The 15831-nt window shown below is 47.8% G+C and carries 19 protein-coding genes; 11 read left to right on the top strand and 8 right to left on the bottom strand.

All coding sequences use genetic code 11. The features are described 5' to 3' along the window. The coding region (locus A3751_RS20665; protein ID WP_156492693.1) for a Do family serine endopeptidase at positions 1-1264 on the top strand (1264 nt) is incomplete at its 5' end. Between the two features lie 4 nt (positions 1265-1268). On the opposite strand, the gene A3751_RS20660 is transcribed toward A3751_RS20665, so the two are convergent. After that, positions 1269-1781 carry an aminoacyl-tRNA deacylase gene (locus tag A3751_RS20660; protein WP_068458745.1) on the bottom strand — a complete coding sequence of 171 codons (513 nt, stop codon included), beginning with the start codon at positions 1779-1781 and terminating at the stop codon, positions 1269-1271. Positions 1782-2018: 237 nt separating this feature from the next. Further along, positions 2019-2867 (bottom strand): mechanosensitive ion channel family protein, encoded by an 849-nt coding sequence (locus tag A3751_RS20655; protein ID WP_068458744.1) that lies wholly within the window; start codon positions 2865-2867, stop codon positions 2019-2021. A gap of 133 nt (positions 2868-3000) precedes the next feature. Between A3751_RS20655 and A3751_RS20650 the strand changes: the two genes are divergently transcribed. The 4 genes from A3751_RS20650 (at position 3001) to A3751_RS20635 (ending at position 5878) form a co-directional block, all read left to right on the top strand. Further along, positions 3001-3660 carry a methyltransferase gene (locus A3751_RS20650; RefSeq protein ID WP_068458743.1) on the top strand — a complete coding sequence of 220 codons (660 nt, stop codon included), beginning with the start codon at positions 3001-3003 and terminating at the stop codon, positions 3658-3660. Between the two features lie 479 nt (positions 3661-4139). Continuing rightward, positions 4140-4304 (top strand): hypothetical protein, encoded by a 165-nt coding sequence (locus A3751_RS20645; RefSeq protein WP_156492692.1) that lies wholly within the window; start codon positions 4140-4142, stop codon positions 4302-4304. Further along, positions 4301-5083: an alpha/beta hydrolase gene (locus A3751_RS20640; RefSeq protein WP_068458741.1), complete on the top strand. Its 783-nt coding sequence runs from the start codon at positions 4301-4303 to the stop codon at positions 5081-5083. Before A3751_RS20645 ends, A3751_RS20640 begins: the two co-directional genes overlap by 4 nt. A gap of 3 nt (positions 5084-5086) precedes the next feature. Continuing rightward, complete coding sequence (locus A3751_RS20635) at positions 5087-5878, top strand: alpha/beta hydrolase (RefSeq protein WP_068458740.1); 792 nt, start codon at positions 5087-5089, stop codon at positions 5876-5878. A gap of 186 nt (positions 5879-6064) precedes the next feature. Here A3751_RS20635 and A3751_RS23275 read toward each other — a convergent pair whose 3' ends face one another. After that, complete coding sequence (locus A3751_RS23275) at positions 6065-6631, bottom strand: PEP-CTERM sorting domain-containing protein (protein WP_068458739.1); 567 nt, start codon at positions 6629-6631, stop codon at positions 6065-6067. A gap of 280 nt (positions 6632-6911) precedes the next feature. After that, positions 6912-7535, bottom strand: a complete 624-nt coding sequence (locus A3751_RS20625; protein ID WP_231871648.1) for an RluA family pseudouridine synthase — start codon at positions 7533-7535, stop codon at positions 6912-6914. Positions 7536-7607: 72 nt separating this feature from the next. Between A3751_RS20625 and cysZ the strand changes: the two genes are divergently transcribed. Then, positions 7608-8363: a sulfate transporter CysZ gene (cysZ, locus tag A3751_RS20620; RefSeq protein ID WP_068458737.1), complete on the top strand. Its 756-nt coding sequence runs from the start codon at positions 7608-7610 to the stop codon at positions 8361-8363. Here cysZ and phoR read toward each other — a convergent pair. From phoR to A3751_RS20600, 4 genes are all read right to left on the bottom strand, one after another. Next, positions 8338-9657 carry a phosphate regulon sensor histidine kinase PhoR gene (gene phoR / locus A3751_RS20615; protein WP_068458736.1) on the bottom strand — a complete coding sequence of 440 codons (1320 nt, stop codon included), beginning with the start codon at positions 9655-9657 and terminating at the stop codon, positions 8338-8340. The two genes, cysZ and phoR, sit on opposite strands and share 26 nt — an antisense overlap. Positions 9658-9708: 51 nt before the next feature. Then, entirely contained in the window at positions 9709-10404 is a 696-nt protein-coding gene (gene phoB, locus A3751_RS20610) for a phosphate regulon transcriptional regulator PhoB (RefSeq protein ID WP_068458735.1), read from the bottom strand. 140 nt (positions 10405-10544) lie between these two features. Then, the gene (gene ubiA / locus A3751_RS20605) at positions 10545-11387 is read right to left on the bottom strand and encodes a 4-hydroxybenzoate octaprenyltransferase (RefSeq protein ID WP_068458748.1); all 843 of its coding nucleotides are present in this window, start codon (positions 11385-11387) and stop codon (positions 10545-10547) included. 72 nt (positions 11388-11459) lie between these two features. After that, positions 11460-11969, bottom strand: coding sequence for a chorismate lyase (locus A3751_RS20600; protein WP_156492691.1), 510 nt, complete (start codon positions 11967-11969; stop codon positions 11460-11462). A gap of 206 nt (positions 11970-12175) precedes the next feature. On the opposite strand from A3751_RS20600, the gene A3751_RS20595 reads away from it, so the two are divergent. The 5 genes from A3751_RS20595 to A3751_RS20575 form a co-directional block, all read left to right on the top strand. Then, positions 12176-12340: a rubredoxin gene (locus A3751_RS20595; RefSeq protein WP_068458747.1), complete on the top strand. Its 165-nt coding sequence runs from the start codon at positions 12176-12178 to the stop codon at positions 12338-12340. Continuing rightward, entirely contained in the window at positions 12340-13485 is a 1146-nt protein-coding gene (locus tag A3751_RS20590) for an FAD-dependent oxidoreductase (RefSeq protein ID WP_068458733.1), read from the top strand. Before A3751_RS20595 ends, A3751_RS20590 begins: the two co-directional genes overlap by 1 nt. 335 nt (positions 13486-13820) lie before the next feature. Next, complete coding sequence (locus A3751_RS20585) at positions 13821-14693, top strand: acyl-CoA thioesterase II (protein WP_068458732.1); 873 nt, start codon at positions 13821-13823, stop codon at positions 14691-14693. A gap of 69 nt (positions 14694-14762) precedes the next feature. Next, the gene (locus A3751_RS20580; protein WP_068458731.1) at positions 14763-15029 is read left to right on the top strand and encodes a hypothetical protein; all 267 of its coding nucleotides are present in this window, start codon (positions 14763-14765) and stop codon (positions 15027-15029) included. Positions 15030-15265: 236 nt separating this feature from the next. Then, positions 15266-15831: tRNA(Met) cytidine acetyltransferase TmcA domain-containing protein (locus A3751_RS20575; protein ID WP_156492690.1), on the top strand; the 566-nt coding region annotated here is incomplete at its 3' end.

Below are 15831 nucleotides of genomic sequence, written 5' to 3'. Positions count from 1 at the left end.
ATCGGTGCCGTCGCTAGCCCCCATCGTAAAACAAGCCGCACCTGCGGTCGTCAACGTTTCAACTTATACGATAAGAGCGCATCGTAACCCGCTACTCTCGTCCCCCTTTTTTCGACATTTTTTTCAACTCCCCGAAGACCCCGCTGTCACCAAGCGCACTCAAAGTGCTGGTTCCGGTGTTATCGTTGACGCAGAGAATGGTTTTGTATTGACCAACCATCATGTGATTCAGAATGCCGATGAAGTTGAGATTACCTTACAAGACGGTCGTCGCTTTAAAGCAACGATCTTAGGCTCGGATAAAAAGGTCGACCTTGCCGTATTGCAAATCCCGGCAGAGAACCTTACCAGCATCCCTCTCGCATCCGACAATGCGGTTCAAGTTGGTGATTTTGTGCTGGCAATTGGTAGCCCGTTTGGCTTACAGCAAACAGTCACCAGTGGGATTGTGAGTGCCCTTGGCCGCAATGGCCTTGGCGTACAAGGCTATGAAGACTTTATTCAAACCGATGCGTCCATCAACCCCGGTAACTCCGGTGGAGCGTTGATTGATTTAAGAGGAACGTTGATAGGAATTAACTCAGCCATACTCGCTCCTTCAGGTGGCAATGTCGGCATCGGCTTTGCCATACCGTCAGAAGTCGCTCAATCGGTCATGAACCAGCTAATCCTTTACGGTGAAGTAAAGCGTGGCGGAATAGGCGCACGTTTTCAGGACCTTACGCCAGAACTTGCGAACGCCTTCGAACTCAATCGCTATCAGGGCGCCTTGGTCAATAGCGTAAAAGTAGAGAGTAGCTCTGAACGAGCAGGGCTGAAAGCAGGAGATCTCATTATCGAGGCCAATGATCGTCCAGTAAATAGCGCTGCCGACATGGCCAACAGAATCGGGTTGTCCCCTCTTGGTAGTGTTGTCGCGCTTAAGGTCATTCGCGATGGAAAACCCATTCAACTAGAAGTGACGATAGAGGAAATCCCAATTCCTGAGATAGCCGGTGATAAGTTACACCCGAGCCTGTCAGGAGTAAGACTGCAGGATCTCATTCATCCGGATTATGAATCTGCCGTTGGCTGCATCATCGTTGATATTGATCAGGGCTCACCCGCCGCCCAACAGGGTTTGGAGATCGGCGACATCATTTTTGGCGCAAACCAAAAACGCGTTCACAATATCGATGAGTTAGTGTATCTGACAAGTCGCGAACCGCTGCGAAGCTTTAATCTTCGCCGCGGCTATCAAGAACTTAGCTTGTATTTACGTTGATCGATTAACTCGCCTTACGACGTAACATCCAATCTGGACGAGACACCCCAATTCGAGCAAAGCCTTCGCTCAAGGTCATCGGTTGCGCAAGCATTTTATAGTCTTTGAAGTCCATCTTGACTGACTGGTTGTGCGTACCACCCCGAAACACAATCGCACCGCTTTCGTTGAACCCCTCGTACATGTACATAGGGATTTCGTACATTCGACCGAATGGAGGCATCGCACCCAACTCGCACTGAGGAAACTTGCTTTCAAACTCCGTCTCTGTAGCGAGATCAACCAATTCAGTTCCCATGGCCCGCGTGAAACGATCCCAACGAATGCGACATGAAGCGGGTAAAACGACCATGGAAAGCACGCCATCGAGATACACCATCACTGTCTTGGCGACCTGCTCACTTTCTACCTTTACTAGGTCTGCAATTTCTTTTGCCGTGTAGGCAGGAGAGTGTTCAATAGATTCGTATGCGACATCATGCGCATCCAGGTATTCTTGTAATTGTTTTATTGGCATCGTACTACCTCCACCGTTGATCCAGACTTGTCATTGCTTACAAGTTGAAAATGTATTGCCAGGAGAGCCCAAGCAAGTACAGGTACACGTTACACCCAAGAATCAAATTATTTCGTGATCACACACACTGAGTTAGTTGAATACACGTCACAAATTGATCGCCATTTTACCGATTTAACACATTTGTGACGTGCAGATTTCAGAACTGCAATATAACGCAGGTTATGCTATCCGTTATCAAGAATTACTGCCCTCTTGAGGAATCATATGCACATCGCGCTGCGGAAACGGGATCGAAATACCTTCTGCATCAAAGGCTTTTTTCATTGCCTCATGAATATCAAAATATACGCCCCAGTAGTCAGATGTATTTACCCATAGTCTAACGGTAAAGTTGACAGAGCTATCCGCAAGCTCGCTTAAGACAATCATTTTCGCGGGATCTTTAAGTACACGCTCATCAGCTGCACTCACCTTATCAATGATGCTCTTCACCTTGTCAATGTCATCGTCGTAGCCCACACCAAAGACGAAATCAACGCGGCGTTTCGGCTCATGATTTATGTTTACCAACGCACCGTTAGATAGCGCGCCATTGGGAATCACGACCATACGGTTATCTGCCGTAAGCAAAATGGTATTAAAGATTTGAATCTCTTTTACCGTAGCGATGTAACCCTGCGCATCAATCAAATCACCCACTTTGAATGGTTTGAAAAACAGAATAAGCACGCCACCAGCGAAGTTCGAAAGACTGCCCTGCAAGGCGAGACCGACGGCCAAACCCGCAGCACCTAAAACAGCAATCAAAGAGGTTGTTTCAATGCCAATGTAAGAAGCAACGGTAATAATTAAGATCGCTTTCAGAAAAACAGAGAGCAAGCTTTTTAAGAACGCTGCGAGCGTTTTATCAGCACGCGAAATCAGATGTTTCTCGAGGGAGCCTACAACACGATTAATAAGCCAAAACCCGACAACCAGGCTCACAATAGCAATCACCGCTTTCGGTCCGTAGGTCATTGCAAACTGCATGGCTTGATCGCCTAACTCGAGTACTTTTTCTTCAGTAACACTTTCTAGTGACATCGTTCTATCCTTTGTATTTTGTCGTTAAATACGGTCTTTGTATTTGGATGATTTTTGCGCTCAGCGTATGAACAGGCCCTGAGCATGTTATGCTTATTTTTGTCCCCTTAAATGTAGAGCCTTTAGTCTTCAAATGCCAACGCTTTTATCCCTCCAAGAGCAAATGCAGCGCACCCTCAAGAAAGCCAGACTGACCTTCACGACGCCACCCTTCTGTCCGCAAATATCGCTCGCGCTTTTTGATCCTCAGGTGCTCGAGGGGCCTATTCCGCACGACGAAGCGCAAGCCATTGTTGCCGAGCCAGCCTACTGGTCATTTTGCTGGGCAAGCGGCCAAGTGCTCGCATCCTACATACTCAACAACCCCAAGTGGGTTAAGGGAAAGCGTGTAGTTGATATTGGATCAGGCTCCGGTGTAGTGGCGCTGGCTGCCGCGCGCGCAGGTGCCAAAACGGTATGGGCCTGTGATATTGATGAGGATGCTCTGCAAGCGGTTCAGGTAAACGCTGAGCACAATGGCGTTGAGCTCCATTGCATCAAGACTCTGGACGACATCAGCGATGAGATTGATGTACTAACTGCGGCCGATGTGCTTTACGACCGAGACAATCACAGCTTGTTAGATGAATGGCGTGAGCGCAGCGGTGCCGTCTTATTGGCCGACTCCAGAATGAAGACCCTTCCTAGCGAGCACTTTGAACTTCTCGAAACCCACGAAGCGCGGACGTGGCCAGATCTAAACGAGTTTGAAGAGTTCAATACCGTTCGACTTTATCGATCTAAAACACGCTGAGGCATTTGTACTCAATCAAGCACAAACACCTTCTCCAAATGGCATAACGACATTGGCTTCCGCCAAAAGCGAACATGCCGCTCGTCGATAAGTAACAGCGATTGATGGCGAGATGCAGANCAACAGCGTCACTCAACTCTTTCGGGCACGAAACACTGTGATGTCATTGCTAGAAAGGTGTCTCGCTCTTTGTTCAATACTAACTTTGTTAAAGGGTTTGCCCTACGGTGAACGCAGTCCTGAGGAGATTTTATATTGCCTCATTGATGCTGTGGGCAAAAAGGCGTGACTCTGAAAGATGTCTAGCCCTCACGCCTGAGATTTTGGGGGCTGCGCCTTTTAAAAATGCATACATCCCCGTGTAGTTTTCTTCCAGATCGATGGTCCAAGTTTGATTTAGTTCAGTACTAAACCATATGGATTCAATAATAAACGATATGGCATATTCAACAGGATACGCTGTAAGTAGGCCCTTAGCCGTGAGATCTTTCGTTCAAACACAGCTTGCTCCTTTCTCCGACGATGAGGTTGAAGATGTAGGCTCGCTAATGAAACAAATGCGAGATCACCTAAATTCCAGCGAATTTGATCAAGACATCTCTCAAATACTGCAAGAGATTAAGCTCGCAGGAGTGAGCGGATGAATAACGCACAGCCATTGTCAAAACCGCATGCGTTAAAGAGCGTTTTAGAACTGAGAGCAGCGCTTGACCTTTTGTCTCTGCCAGTAAGGCTGTCTGCTTTGGGATTCAGTAAAAAGCAGGCTACAGGTGAAGGTAGAAATGTGTTTGTTTTACCCGGTTTTGGCGTCAGTGATGCTGCCATGGCTCCTTTACGGTTTTTCTTGACTCGACATGGTTTCAATACCATGGGCTGGGGCCTTGGCGTGAATCAAGCGGGACTGAATTTAGATCATAATCCATCTGAGATAAGCTGGGATTTTGAGCCCCCAACTCCTTACAGAGGTGAGTTCGGAGTACCACATTTATGCGATCTAATGACTGAGAAAGTCGCCTCATTTTATAAGTCGACGGGGCAATCTGTATCGTTAGTTGGGTGGAGCTTGGGCGGTGTGGTTGCCCGAGAGGTGGCAAGGGATATACCTGAAGCGGTGGACCAAGTGGTAACGATGGGTTCTCCTCTAACGGGCGGCCCAAAATACACTTCTGCAGCGCCCGCTCTAGCGAAAAGAGGGCTCGATTTAAATTGGATCGAAGCCATTGTGGAAGAACGAAAAAAAATCCCCATCCCCTGTAAGTTAAGCGCCATTGTTAGTCGCTCTGATGGCATAGTGGATTGGTCTGCCAGTGTTCTCCCTTCCGATGACCAAACTCATTATATCGAAGCCGAAGTATCTCACCTAGGAATGGGGTTCAACCGTAACGTCATGAACCTTGTGCTGCGAGAATTAACGGAGGGGTAATCAGTGATTGTTTCGTTTAAAGATGCTGCAAATTCAAGCCAAAACGTCCCGATTTTGTTTGTGCCAGGGGCCATGTCCGGCGCTTGGATTTGGGAGAATAATTTTGCCTCATTCTTTAGAAGCCAAGGTTATAAAGTGCATACGATGTCTTTCAGTGGCCACGGCTCATCGGCAGCGAAACGTCTTAGATTAAGCTTTTCAAATTACGTTGATGAGTGCGTGGCCGCAATGTCCTCTTGTGACGCGCCGCCTATTGTCATCGCTCATTCATTAGGTGGTTTAGTGGCCTTGCATGCAGCAACAAAAATTGAAACGCACTCACTCGTATTGCTCTCGCCTGTCCCCGCTTTCGGCGTGCTGGGCTCGATGGCTTCGTTAGCGAAAAAGTCACCCATCTCTGTCGCCAAATTTGTTTCTGCAGCCTGCTNTTCGGGGATCACAAAACTAGGCACGCCTCCGCTTGGAATCTACTCTGACACATGTCACCCAGAAGCAGCAAAAACTGTCACCTCGCAATTACAATCTGAATCGATTCCCGTCTTAATTCGACTTCTGGCGCCTCCCGCTTTACAAAAAGAGAAACTTGACCCTGAAAAAATCCTTTTTATCGCTGCCAAAGGCGACTTGATTATTCCTTATCTGGAAGTAATCAAATCCGCGAGACATATCGGAAGTGAGGCCATTGTTTATGATGGATTAAGCCACACTTACCAAGTGGAAAGGTCATGGGAAGACATAGCCAAAGACATAACAAGGTGGTTGCATAACAGAGCACCGATACAGCAGACGTATTAACACGCTTCAGCCATGAACATCGGGTGTTTGTCGTATCGTGCAAGCCCTTTTTGATGCTCAACTAAGGCGAAACGTCGACTTTGCTCTTGATTGAATCTATCGCTTACCGCTCGAACGAGGACTCTGAATCAGCCGGAAATAAAAAAGCCGAGCGACAAGGCCCGGCTTTTAAAACGACCGTCTTGCTTATGCCTTTTGCTTACGTCGAGCAAACCCAAGGCCTGCTAGCCCTAAGCCAAGCAACGCAATTGATCCCGGCTCTGGGACATCCGCGGTTTCGATAGTAAGCGTCGAATCACCGACCCAAAAATCACCGAGACCCTTGATGGTAACATCCAACATGCCATTGGTGTTCAGTGCCAACAAGGCCTCTACTTCCAGATCAGCAGCCCAGCCTGGCGTTGCAGATCCAAACAAAGCGCCCCACGTGCCACCGGTGTCAAAATCAAAGTTTTCCACAACGATCACAGCGCCTTCACCTTTATAGTTTCTGAATCCATCATTGGAATCATCAAATATATTGATTGAAAGGCTGCCGCTCAACGCGCTCCCTAGTGTGAATGGGTCATCGCCCGGCTCCAAGAGGTTGTGCGTATAGCTGTGGACACCTTTTTCTTCACAGAAAAGCCCGCATGAAGAAGATGTTACGTACTCTTCCTGTTCAACCACATCAGTGATCAGTCCCGCAAAACTACTTGCGCTGAATGACAAAGCCATCGCCGCAAGCAATTTAGTGCTTAGTTTTTTTATCATCTTAGTTTCCTTTTAGTTGCAATACCCAGTCATCTTTATGACAAGACTCCTGACTTTCTTCCCTAACATTCGAAAGGTAAAGCGATACGTAGTCCAACTACATACCCCCGCCGTGTCAGTAAGCAATTAATAAACCGGTCCAAATTTATATATATTTTTCAATAGCTTAATAAAACTCAAACGACGAGAGTGTTAAGTAATCTGACACATTTTTTGAAGGAAGATTTTTAAGAAAACCGCGTTACACTGACGAGCAGGTGAAAGTACAGATATATAGGCTTCAGAATGGTGCCTCGGGATCAAAAAAGAGCGATTCGCCGCTCTCAGGATGCATGAACCCAAGCTGCCAAGCATGCAGCATGAGCCGATCTGAAGCTGCAAGCACATCCCCTGCCGCATAGAGTCGATCACCAAGAATAGGATGCCCAAGCGATAGCATATGCACGCGGAGTTGGTGGGTTCGTCCTGTTACGGGCGTGAGCAAGACACGAGTATGGTCGCTCTCTCGGCTTAGCACTTTGTAATCGGTATGCGCCGGCTTGCCATCTTCACTAATCATTTGTTTGGGTCGATTTGGCCAGTCGGTCATTAAGGGTAAGCGCACCTGCCCTTCGTCAGCTTCAACGGTTCCATAAACAAGCGCAACATAGGCCTTTGAAACCTCACGATCATGGAACTGTCGACTTAATTCCCGATGACCATCCGCGCTCAGTGCCAACACCATAAGACCAGATGTTGCGCAATCTAGGCGATGTACGATCCGTGCCGTCGGGAAGGTTTGCTGAACGCGACGCACCACGCAATCTTGCTTGTCTTCTCCACGGCCTGGGACACTGAGCAAGCCAGACGGCTTATTCACCACGACCACCGCTTCATCCGCATACTGAATGTTGATATCGCTCAAGATTAGTCACCTAAGTCGTAAAGAAAGCGTTTATTATAGGCAGACGCTCAACGCTACACACGGATTTCATTTATGGTAAATACGTTTTTTACTGGCTCCAGCCATCTCATGGAAGGTCTCAAGCTCGCGCTCTCTCCAGGATTGCGCTGGTTTTTACTGGTTCCTCTTCTTGCCAATGTCGCCTTATTTATTTTGTTGTTCATGTGGGCGCAAGCATTGTATGCCGATGGCATGGCGTATCTGATGTCATGGATTCCTGAATGGCTCTCTTTTCTCGAATGGGCGTTCTGGCTAATCTATCTTATCGCGATGATTCTTCTGGTGTTTTACGCATTTGTTTCCAGCGCCAATTTAATCGGTGCTCCGTTCTATGGTTTTCTCGCAGAAGTTGTCGAGCAGAAACTCACCGGCAAAAAGAACGACTCCGCATTTACACTACCTGAAATACTCAAACTGATTCCAAGAACCGTTTTCCGCGAGCTGCGCAAACTCATGTACTATTTACCGCGCGTATTGGCGCTGTTTGTTCTCGGATTGATCCCTGGCGTGAATGCGATTGTAGCGATTGTGTGGATCGTTTTCTCAGGCTGGATGATGGCGATACAATATGTCGACTATCCTGCCGACAATAATGGCGTTTCATTTGATGACTTAAGGAAAATCTTGGGTCAGCACCGTGGCGCAGCGCTGGGCTTTGGCCTGTGCACTTTTGGGCTAACGCTGGTACCAATCATCAACCTGATTATTTTACCTGCGGCTGTCTGCGGCGGGGTCGTTTTTTGGGTGAAAAAAGAATCTACCGTTAGCGCTGTTGTTGCACAGAACTAGAGTGATCAATAATCCGTTGATTTGGGAAGTGGCAGGTAAATTCACTTCCCTGATTGAGCACACTGTTTACTTCAAGCGTTGCGCTATGGTTAATCAACACGTGCTTTACAATGGCCAATCCAAGGCCTGAGCCTCCAGTATTCTGGTTGCGGCTTGGGTCCGCCCTATAAAACCGCTCCGTAAGTCGCGGAATATGAACGGGGTCAAAACCGCAACCGGTGTCCTTGACCAACAAGTGGCAACCAGCGTGATCCTGCAGCCACTTTATCAAAACATCGCCACCCGCCGGGGTATATTTCACAGCGTTAAAGACAAGGTTAGAGACCGCTGAACGCAACTGACTCTCAATGCCCCACACAGTTGAGAGACTATCAAGCTCAATGCGAATGGAATGTTTACGATCACCACTGTAGAGCTCGGCATCTTTGCAGACACTCTGAATTAGCGCCGACATGTCTACTTCGCCTTCCATGTCCGAACCGTCTTTCGATTCGTATTTTTCAAGTAACATCAGGTCACTAATAATCGCTTCAAGACGTTGCGTCTGGCCCTCCATAGAGCGCAATGCTCGCTGCCAGCGACTAGGTGCATCTGGACTATCTAGCATGGTTTCGACGTAACCTCGTATAACGGTCAAAGGCGTGCGCATCTCATGCGAAACATTACTCACAAAATCTTTGCGCATTTGCTCGAGATGATGAAGCCGCGTGATGTCCTGAGCCAACATAAGGCGCTCATCTTCACCGAAAAGCGTAATATGTATTCTCAGTATCAGGTTTGGATCGGTTGGGGAGTTAATCTCTAGAGGGTCGTCGTACTGTTTCTGTTCAAAGTAGGCAATGAACTCGGGGTCTCGAAACAGGTTGGTAATAAGTTGCGCCTGATCTTTTTTTTCATCAAAACCAAATAGTCGCGTTGCCGCGTCATTCCACCAATCCAGCTGACCTATGGCATTGGTCATCACCACGCCATCTCTTAGTGCGTTAGCCGATGAGCGAACCCGATTAATCATTCGACTTAAACGATCTCTGGCTTTCAGGTTTTGCTGCTGGCTATGGTAGAGGCCTTCAAACAAATCGCCCCACAAGCCATAGCTCTCTGGAATCGTTTCGTCTTTATTCGGAGAATAGAGCCAAGTATGAAGGCGCAAAGCCTGACGGACAGTCCATACCGAGTATGCAATGAAGGACAGTAGCAGTACGAAGATCAGCTCATCAATGATTAAGCCGAACAACACTGCTGTTAGCAAAACCCAAATCATAAAACGCAGGTGCTCGGAAGCTCTTTTATGCATTGGGCTCCTATCCTCTAGAACCGTACCATCAGTTGGACTTATCTTAACGGATTAATGCGAGGTTTTGGTGGAAAATCGATATCCAGTGCCACGCACAGTTTGCACCAAGTAATCATGTGCTTCACCAAGCGCTTTTCTCAGCCGGCGAATATGCACATCTACCGTACGTTCCTCAACATAAACATTACCGCCCCAAACAAGGTCTAGCAACTGTGCACGGGTGTAAACGCGATCCTGGTGCGTCATAAAAAACTGCAGTAACTTGTATTCAGTTGGCCCTATTGCGAGTTCTGCATCGTTCGACGTAACTCGGTGACAAACGGGATCAAGCTCTAAACCGTCGATATTGATCGCTGACTCTACGCCTTGCGGCGTTGCGCGACGCAAAACAGCTTTCAACCGTGCAACAAGTTCTCGCGGCGAAAAAGGCTTGGTGATGTAATCATCAGCACCAACCTCTAGACCCTGCACTTTGTTATCTTCTTCGGTTTTTGCAGTGATCATGATAATCGGAATGTCTGCCGTGGATTCGTCCCGCTTTAGGCGACGAGCCAGTTCGATTCCGCTTGTTTCAGGAAGCATCCAATCAAGTAAAATCATGTCGGGCCGCTGATCCACAATGTAAGTGTACGCATCCCTCGCGTTGTCTGCTTCCAAACATTCGTAACCCGCCATTTCCAAAGCTACAGCGATCATTTCACGAATAGCGGATTCATCATCAACAATTAGAATCTTTTTGTCTGACATTACCTATTCCCACATCTTGGATTGGACTGGCTTGAGTCGCTGCTAATTAAAAACTAACGATTCTCATGCACTGAGTATGCGGTATTACATAAAAGGCATGTTACAAGTATATGACAGGAATGGAATTTAGATATCTACGATCACCGAACCGCGTAGTCCAGCACAATACCAATAAAAATTAACAAGCCAACCCAGTTGTTGTTGAGAAATGCCCTGAAACAATCCTCTTTGTAACGCAAGCGGATTAAATGCTGCTGGTAAACAAGGAGCACGGATGCGGCGACAACAGATAGAAAATAGAAACTGCCGAGACTGAGTTGGTCGCCGAGCAAACAAAGTGCAAGCACAAACAACACTTGCAACGCTGCAATAATCGCGCGATCAGCAGAGCCAAAAAGAATGGCGGTCGACTTCACGCCAATCTTAAGATCATCTTCTCTATCGATCATCGCGTAGATCGTGTCGTAGGCAACGGTCCAGAGAAGCGTTGCTGTAAAGAGAATCCATGCCAGAGCGGGTACCGACTCGGTTACCGCAGCAAAAGCCATCGGGATCGACCAAGCAAAGGCGGCACCAAGAAACACCTGCGGTAGGAACGTATGGCGCTTCATGAATGGATAAATACAAGCTAAAGCCAGTGCGCCAAACGACCAAAAGATGGCGAAGTTGTTCAGGCAGAGAACAAGTCCCAACGCGATACAGCAAAGAATGAGAAAAAAGCTCAGCGCCTCCTTCAAACTTAAGGCTCCGCGAGCAAGGGGACGCGCCTTTGTCCGTTCAACATGACCATCAATATTCCGGTCTGCAATATCGTTGATGACGCAACCGGCCGCGCGCATCACAACCGCACCCAGCACAAACACAATACAATGTTTTAAACTAGGCACTCCCTCGCTGGCAATCCAAAGTGCCCACATGGCAGGCCACAATACGAGAAACGTACCAATCGGCTTATCAAAACGGGCAAGGCGCAGAAACTCCATGGTTTTATGATCGATAAAACCAGACTCGGTAGCCCACTTGTTCAGCTTATGTTTCACTCTTACTATCATCTTCTAACGCGCACCAATAACGGCATTACAAAAATGCTCCACAACCAGTAAAGGCTTTTTATGCAGCCTAAAGACTGAGCGACGTGCAAACGAAGCACCGGAGCTGTCAATGTATCGGCTGATCTCCAATTGCTCACGCTTCATGGAACGCGAGGCAAACAAAAACGCACCGAGCGGTTTATTTCCCAAGGAACGAAGCTGTCGTTCTTCTCCACTGAGGGTAGATAAAGGGATAACACTTCGAGCCCTAACCCAGACCTCATCGTGACACACCAGCTCTACCTCCCGAATAAGAGCCTGACGACCAAGCGCCAGTTTAAGCACCTTACGCTCACTTAAAGAGGGACGCGTAATGCTCTGCTTCTTTACCCGAACATAAAAGTCGTCATTTGAAGCATGCTGCAACCGTTTGGTTAAGGATCCTCTATCCAATACCCACTTCTGCCACTGACGAGGCATAAATGAGGCTGGTACGCGCCGATAGGCATGCCAATTAGAATGCGGCTTGTGCAAAAACTCACCTTTCGTGCGATCAAAAATCAGGTCGTATGAGGCGTTGTAGCCTAGCCTAAGCAGCCACCCACGTTGGCGGATGAGTATAACGAAGGCCGCTTAAATAAACCAAGCGTATAATATTTCATTGAGCGAGATTCATTGATTCGTTACATTAGGCCGCCTGATAAATGGCGATCTGGTCAAACGAAAAACGAGAGGTAATTATGAAGAAGTGGCAATGCGTTGTCTGCGGTTTAATTTACGATGAAGCCGAGGGATGGCCAGACGACAATATTGAGCCAGGCACCAAGTGGGAAGATGTTCCAGATGACTGGGAATGCCCCGATTGCGGTGTTGGTAAAGAAGACTTCGAAATGGTTGAAATTTAATGGCTGATCCAATTGTCATAATCGGTTCAGGAATGGCCGGCTACGCGGTAGCCCGCGAATTTCGCAAGCTGAATAGCGAAGCACCGTTGTTAATGATCACAGCAGACGACGGCACTTCCTACTCCAAGCCGATGCTCTCAACCGGCTTTACGAAAGCCAAGTCGGCAAAAGAGCTGGAAATGGCAAGCGCCAGCGACATGTCAGAACAATTGAACATGTCTATGCGCACACACGCGATCGTTCAGGCTATCGACACCTCGGCAAAAACACTGTCAGTCGACGGCAGCAGCGTGAGCTATGACAAGTTGGTTCTCGCAACGGGCGCAGAGGTCAATGTACTCCCGTTTGTAGCGAACACAGCAGAGCGAGTTTGCTCTGTTAACGACATGGATGACTACCGTATCTTTCGGGAAAAATGTGCCGGAGTGAAACGCATCGCTATTATTGGGACCGGTTTAATCGGCTGCGAATACGCAAATGATCTCTTAAACGGAGACTACGACATCGATCTCATCGGTCCAAGCAGCGAAGTTCTAGACACGCTCCTACCGATAGAGGCGTCAAAATGCGTTACACGGGCATTGAGAGACGCCGGTGCGCACTTACATTTGAATCAAAATGTAGTCGCTATTGAGGAAACTGAATCGTCGGTGATTATCACGCTAGATAGTGGCGAAAAGATCGAGGCTGATTTGGCTGTCAGTGCCATTGGCCTGAAACCAAACACACGCCTTGCTCAGGAGGCTGGTCTTGAAACAAACAAAGGCATCGTTTGCGATCGAAGCCTTATGACATCAGCCAAAGATGTATTTACCATTGGCGATTGTGCAGAAGTCGACGGCCACGTACTGTTATATGTGCTTCCTTTAATGGCTGGAGCACGCGCGCTAGCGAAGACACTTAACGGCACTCCGACCAATCTAAGTTACGGCGTGATGCCCGTGATGGTGAAAACACCGGCCTGCCCTGTTGTGGTTCTTCCACCCTTGTCGAACGACGGTGAGTGGGAGTGTGAGTCAGATGGTTTCAGCTCCAAGTCGCTTTTCAAGAATGCGGATGGTGACTTACTAGGCTTTGCTTTAACAGGCGACGCAACCAAAGAAAAACAGGCCTTATCAAAGCTTGCACCCCCGATTCACGGCTAGCTTAAGGTTTCGTTAGCATCGTAAAAGTCCATTTTTTAATTAAAGTGGCTCTGACATAATTATGCGCGAACATCGGATCTCATAATTACCCATTCAGTCTTTATTACAATGAAAAGACTGTGCAGTCGTCAGGTCACTTTCATGCTCGTAGACACGAGACCTACAAAAACAAAAAAACCAGAGCAGGCAACGCATGATAGGGCAAGGCAAACGCACCAAGGCCCGCCACCCTATCTTTCCGAAGTCTTCTGGGAAATGTCTGCTCATGATGCGCTGAAAGTGAACTACCTCATCCATGAGCACCAATCAATCAAATCGTAAGGTATGCTTAAGTTATGACCACGGTACTTCAACAACTGGTAAATGTACTTGAACTAAAGGCGACTGGGGACAACCAGTTTGAAGGTTGCAGTGAAGACCTTGGCTTTCCAAATGTGTTCGGTGGACAAGTTTGCGGGCAAGCCATGATGGCTGCGTACAAAACGGTTGAAGAGCGCATTGCCCACTCCATGCATGGCTATTTTCTTCGTGCTGGCGATCCAAAGCGCCCTATCCAATACGAAGTACAAACGCTTCGAGATGGCGGAAGCTTTTCGGCTCGGCGCGTCATTGCGCGTCAACATGATAAGGAGATCTTCACTCTCAATGCGTCATTTCAAGCGCCTGAAACAGGGTTTGAACATCAGATTGATATGCCTGATGCCAAAGAGCCAGATGTGCTACTTTCAGAGCTAGAGATGCGTCGACGTTTTAAACACCAGATACCTGAAAAACTACGAGAGCAGTTTACGCGTGATCGGCCGATCGAGATCCGTCCTGTCAACCCAGTAAACTACTCAAAACCAGATATACGAGAGCCCTATAAGCAAAACTGGTTTCGGGCAGTAGGAGATCTTCCCGATGACCAGTATTTGCATCAATGCATTTTGACTTACGCATCAGACTTCGGGCTCTTAGGCACAAGTATGCTTCCTCATGGCGTGAGCTTTGCGCAAAAAGGCATGCAGGTTGCGAGCATTGATCATGCTCTATGGTTCCACCGTCCATTTCGCGTGGATGAATGGCTTTTGTACGACATGGATAGCCCAAGTGCATCGGCTGGTCGAGGTTTCAATCGAGGAAATATTTACAACCAAAAGGGCGAGTTAGTTGCATCCGTGTGTCAAGAAGCACTGATTCGACAGAAACCCGAAAAGTCAGCGCAATAAACTTGCGCTACGCTGTTTTCAAGGCGATTATAAAGATCATGAAGATTAGATGAACAAAGGAGTACGGCCATGAGTGGTGCTGAAGAAAGCCGCCAAGCTAAAGTGATTAGTGAAATGCGCGTTTTTATTCGCAAGGTGTTATCTGATCCAACCATAGCAACGAAGTGCATGGAAATTGCGCGTAAGCATAAAGATGATCCTGATGCGATGCGCGTTATCGCTGAGGAGATCAGCGCAAACACGATCGTTCGCATTCCAGAAGACCACAGCGATGCGGATAAAATCTTCTTAGATATCATCCACGAAGTTCTCGATGACGAGGCCGCGCTTTACTAACTCGCTGCAGCCTAAGCAAATAGCTCAGGCCTTACGAGTCGAAACCAAGCAGGTCGCCAACGAAAGGGTCGTAATCAACAACATTGCGGCCCTTTTTTGTTTGCTTTTCACAGTAGCTTCGTTTTCATTTGAAGCCCATGTTGCTTGCGATTGATGCGTCAGCGAGTACATTATTAAAATCAAGCCTGACCACTGCAAATTTTCCCTATTAGATCAACATTAGTCGATAGAGAGCCATGAACCTTCACGCACTTTTAGCGCAAGCACACACTGAAAATGTTCGAGTCGCGATTGCTTTAGAGGGGAATCCAGAATGGCTGCTTAGCGCTTATCGAACACTCCGCGCTCATCTGTCGGAACGACATCAGCACACGCTCACAGAAAAAGCCCTAGTGCTCAGTAACGATGAGCGCTTACTGTTTTCGGAAACGAACGATGCCCTGATACAACCACCTAAGTTTAAGACTTGCCTCGGAACAGAAACGTCGCTCTTGGTTTGGGACTTGCTTGCCGCTACCAATCCAGATGCGCTAGCGGCTTTAAGCGGCACGCTTGCCGGCGGTGGCGTACTGCTCTCTCTCGCCTCCCCCGATGCAATAATGCTTCCCTCCGCGAAACGTTGGTATCAAATATTCTGCGAGAGTCCAAACACACTTGTATTAAATGAAAAACGATTTACACAAGCCATTGAATCTTTGGTCAATGAGTTACCGCAGGAGCGGATTCAACAATCCCCTCCGCAATATGCTGAGAGCCAGTCGATACATCTCAACCCAGGCCAAATGAAATGCGTTGAACGAAT

It is taken from the genome of Oleiphilus sp. HI0080 (assembly GCF_001635135.1).
This window is presented reverse-complemented; position numbering and strand designations above follow the sequence as displayed.